The 3,960-nt window shown below is 53.1% G+C and carries 5 protein-coding genes; 1 reads left to right on the top strand and 4 read right to left on the bottom strand.

The genetic code is table 11. The features are described 5' to 3' along the window. Positions 1 to 24: 24 nt before the first annotated feature. The 4 genes from RTY00_RS16990 to RTY00_RS16975 form a co-directional block, all read right to left on the bottom strand. On the bottom strand, positions 25 to 768 hold the full coding sequence (locus RTY00_RS16990) for a DNA-binding transcriptional regulator YciT (RefSeq protein WP_312665220.1): 744 nt from the start codon (positions 766 to 768) through the stop codon (positions 25 to 27). Positions 769 to 810: 42 nt separating this feature from the next. Continuing rightward, positions 811 to 2,073: a DUF1479 domain-containing protein gene (locus RTY00_RS16985; RefSeq protein WP_312665219.1), complete on the bottom strand. Its 1,263-nt coding sequence runs from the start codon at positions 2,071 to 2,073 to the stop codon at positions 811 to 813. 178 nt (positions 2,074 to 2,251) lie between these two features. Continuing rightward, positions 2,252 to 2,764: an AAA family ATPase gene (locus tag RTY00_RS16980; protein ID WP_312665218.1), complete on the bottom strand. Its 513-nt coding sequence runs from the start codon at positions 2,762 to 2,764 to the stop codon at positions 2,252 to 2,254. A gap of 32 nt (positions 2,765 to 2,796) precedes the next feature. Further along, complete coding sequence (locus RTY00_RS16975) at positions 2,797 to 3,192, bottom strand: VOC family protein (protein ID WP_312665217.1); 396 nt, start codon at positions 3,190 to 3,192, stop codon at positions 2,797 to 2,799. Between the two features lie 218 nt (positions 3,193 to 3,410). On the opposite strand from RTY00_RS16975, the gene RTY00_RS16970 reads away from it, so the two are divergent. After that, a partial coding sequence (locus RTY00_RS16970; protein WP_312665216.1) for an FAD-dependent oxidoreductase occupies positions 3,411 to 3,960 on the top strand: 550 nt, incomplete at its 3' end.

Genomic DNA, 3,960 nt, shown 5'->3' with positions numbered 1-3,960 from the left:
AATGGGTCACCATAAATGGCGACCCTACGAAACCACACTCACTTCCACGCCCTTCTCTCGCAGCGTTTTTTGATAGATCGCCTCCAGTTCGGCATCGGTGATCAGTTGTTTAAACGGCTGAAGCGGTGCCAGCGCAAAAGGATGAATCTGGCCAAACTTAGAGGAATCCGTCAACGCGATGGTGTGCGTGGGTTTTTCCATGATGGCGTTAACTACGTCACAGCGCAGCATGTCGCGGCCGGTAAAGCCGGTGACCGCATCCCAGCCATCAATGCCGATAAACGCCTTGTGGAAATTGAGGTGCTGAATACACAAACGCGTCAGCGGCCCCACCACCGATTCACTGCTTTTCTGGAACAGGCCGCCGAGGATGATCACATCACCGCCCTTTTCGCGCAGCAATCCGGCGATGTAATGGCTCACGGTAATGATGGTGATGTCGTTGCGTTCACTCAGTTCACGCGCCAGTAAGGCGTTGGTGCTGCCGCCTTCGATAAACACCGTTTCACCGCTGTTTACCAGCGACGCCGCGTATTCGGCCAATCGCTTTTTCACGGCGAAGCGGGTTTGCATACGCGCGCCGACGTCATCACTTTCTGGCGCCACGGCGGAACCGTGCACGCGGCGCAGAAAGCCACCTTTCTCGAGGAGATTGAGATCCTGACGCACGGTCACTTCCGAGACGCCGGTGGTGTGCGCCAGCTCATTAACGCTGACGCTGCCGCGCTCGCTAACCAATTGGATAATCTGCTGATGACGTGCGTTCATAACACCCGCTGCTGTGAAATTTTTGCCAAGCTTACCAGAAATTTAGCCCAATCCCAGACTGCGGCGACCGTTGACATTTAACGCATCAAGGGTGAAGCGATCGCGCCACTGCGTTTCATAATCCTCCTGCGGGAAATCGCCCGGCGATGCACCGGTGGCCAGCGCTTGCGCCACTTTGGTCGCGTAGGCGGCATTTTTCTCGCACAGCGGCGCGGCGGGAATGTACATCACATTGCCCCAGCCTTGCTGATCATCTACAGGCGCGACCGAATGGATCACATCGCAGTGCCACCATACCGAATCGCCGGCCTGCAGCGCGGGAATCGAACACAAGCCGTCAATCAGTTCCGGATGCCACTGTGCTGATACCGGCAACACTTTGCCCGGCGCGACACCGCACAACTCATCTTCGGGTACATCTTTCAACAACGGACGCAGTAACAAATAGGCCATCGCTTCCGGCACCGGCACCACATGCAGCAAGCCCTGACCAATCTGCATATCCGACAGCGCGGTCCAGCCCTGGAAGGTACGGAATACCGAGCACTTGGTGGTAGTCCCTGATTGATACTCATTCACTTCAGTGCGATGCGCCGCATCCCAGGGATCGTATTGATCAAACTGGTTGGTGAAAATTTTGCTGAACACCTGCTGATACGCCGGCAATAACCAACGCTCCAGCGCGCCTGAATCGGTGTGTGCGCCGAGACCTTTGGAGGTGGTGCCAGGCAAGCGGCGACGAATACGATCGGGATAAATAATGCTGACGTCAGGTTCAAACCAGCGTGTGCCGCGTGACTCAAAAGTCCACAAGCGATTGAGGAAAGATTGCGTCTGGGCCATGGCATCGCTTTGGCGCGCTGACATCTGCGCATCGCTCCAGTAAATCGGATAGATTTCTGGGCGTGACGCATCAAGGTTACCGAAGAAGTTATCGCCCGGCCCTCTATAGACGTTGTCGAAATCGTTGTCATCGAGATACTTGAGCATCGACTCATCCCACGCCAGCGCCTGTTCGCGGGGGAATGTCTGCTTCACCACCACACAACCGCGTCGACGGATATGATCCTTCACCTCATCACTGATGCGTCCCGCCGCAATATCCTGCTGGCTGACCTGCGGCCACGCGCTGCCGTTTTGCACCTCTTCCGCATGAGCGGCGGCAATTTCGCTGACGATTTTGCTTCTGACTTGTTCAAACAGACCTTCAACATCACCAATCTGCTCTCTCAGCACGCTTTTCATCAGACGGACGTTTTGTTTGAAATCATCAGGTTGTTGCAATGAAGTGAAAGTATTATTCATGACATGCTCCGATTCGTTAACTTTAGTATTTCATTCGAAACTAAATTACGCTTCACTCATAACAAATGCGCAGCAATAAACAATGCCACAAGCGCCGAATTCGGAGATTGATCACATTAAGGTTGAAAAATAGGTTTCAGGTGAAAGTGGCGACGAATTGAACGCCACCACTCAAAGATCAGGATTTTGACGTTTTCGGTAGCGCTTGCAGAATGGCATCCACGCACTGCTGCGCAGATAGCATTGCGCTATCAAGCTGCAGATGATCGCGTTCCCAGGCTTGATATTCGCGCTGTTCAACCGCCTGCCAATCCGGCAGCTTCAAGCCTTTAATATCGGAAGCGCGATTTTCGACGCGAAAGCGATGTTTGTTACGATCGGAACAGATCACTTCGACTTCCAGCAGCGGCGAGCCGCTTAACAAAGCGATATCGCGATAAGCATTGCGGATCAGTTGCAGGTCGTTAACCGAGTCGGTAATAACGGTGGAACCGAGCAGCAGATTATCGCGCGCCAATCCGTAGATGACGAAATACCCTTCCGGCCCGATGACTTTCTCACTCTCTTCACCCGATCGCAGCGCCTGTTCGATGGTATCGACGCGTAAATACACCGCGCCGAGCTGCTGCGCCAATAACCGCGCAATGGTGCTTTTGCCGGTGCCGGGTAATCCGCTAAAAGTGATGAGCATTCATTAATTCCTTGTCACATCGGTCGTTATGATTATTTATTCTGATAAAGATCCCAGCGGTTGCCGTAAATATCTTCGAACACGACCACTGTGCCATATTCTTCTTCGCGCGGCTCTTCACTGAAAGTAACGCCAATAGCTTTCATCTGGTTATAGTCACGCCAGAAGTCATCGGTTTGTAAAAACAGAAATACGCGGCCACCGCATTGATTTCCGATGGATTCTTTCTGTCGCTCATTGGAAGCCTGAGCGAGTAATAGATTGCAATCACTTTGCGGATTAGGGTTCACGACAACCCATCGTTTACCGGGTTGAGGTGTATCTTCAATTAAATGGAATCCCAGCTTCTGAGTGTAATATTCAATGGCGCGGTCATAATCATCCACGACAATTGCCACATATCCCATACAGCGCTTTTGCGTTCTCATGCTATTACTCCTTAGTAAAATACTGCCTTGCTCTGATAAGAGGTTTTTTTTCATTCAAACCTTTCACACACCTCAAATCCCGCCGTCTATTAAACACCATTTAAGTGAACGAAATCACAACTACGACTCATTGAATTAACAATTCCTTCACCTTTCGTCCTCCAGCACAGCTCCAGCGACTACGATCTCATCCTGGCGTACTGGATCTGGAGCATCTCATGGATAACATCAAAACCCGCGAACAACGCCTGAGCGCCCTGCGCCTGCGGTCATCGACACCGGTGTTGATTGTCGGCGGCGGCATCAACGGCATCAGCACGTTTCGCGAGTTGGCGTTGCAGGGCATTCCGGCGATTCTGGTGGAAAAAGGCGACTGGTGCCAGGCCGCCAGCGGCGCGCTTTCGCGCATGATTCATGGCGGTTTGCGGTATCTGGAAACCGGTGAGTTCACGCTGGTCAAAGAGTCGGTCACCGAGCGCGACCGCCTGCTGAAAAATGCCTCGCATTACGTCTTCCCCTTACGCACCACGGTGCCGATCGATAATCTCGCTGGCGGTTTAGTGAATGCTACGCGCCGTTTTCTGCGCCTGAGCGATAAACCGACGCGACGCGGTGCGTTGCTGATAAAAACCGGGCTCAGCCTGTATGACATCTACACCCGCCAATACGGATCGATGCCGAAGCATCAGGTGCGCAATGAGGCCGCCACGCGCGATCGCTGGCCGGGATTCGCGCCCTGGGTGAAATACAGCGCCAGCTATTACGATG

This window comes from Pantoea sp. CTOTU49201, assembly GCF_032054795.1.
GTDB classification, from domain to species: Bacteria; Pseudomonadota; Gammaproteobacteria; order Enterobacterales; family Enterobacteriaceae; genus Pantoea; species Pantoea symbiotica.
Note: the sequence above shows the minus strand (reverse complement) of the source record. Positions and strands in the feature narration are given on the sequence as shown.